1 protein-coding gene is annotated in these 259 nt (G+C 44.4%); it reads right to left on the bottom strand.

The features are described 5' to 3' along the window. On the bottom strand, positions 1 to 259 hold a 259-nt coding region (locus tag FN960_RS24325), incomplete at both ends, for a ParB N-terminal domain-containing protein (RefSeq protein ID WP_185971157.1).

Raw genomic sequence — 259 nt, 5'->3', positions numbered from 1 at the left:
AGGGCATTTTTATCCGTATGCGTGACCACAATGGGTTGGGTAAAACCATCTATTTCAATGGATTTTTTCAGCAGTTTTTTTTCGGGTGGTGCCACGTTGTTTGGGTTGTAATCATTCGGCACAAGCTGATCATTTTTGACCCACAAAACACAATCTACCGGTTCTTCCCGAAAAGGACTTACCTGATGGATCGCCATGCGGATTTCATTAATCGCTTTGATGCGATCGTCTTCCGGCAAGCTGGCGAGAAATTGCGTTA

The sequence above is a fragment of the Alkalicoccobacillus porphyridii genome (assembly GCF_007293315.1).
Classification (GTDB): Bacteria; Bacillota; Bacilli; order Bacillales; family Bacillaceae_D; genus Alkalicoccobacillus; species Alkalicoccobacillus porphyridii.
The sequence above is the reverse complement of the archived record's forward strand: the minus strand, read 5'-3'. Positions and strand labels throughout refer to the sequence as shown.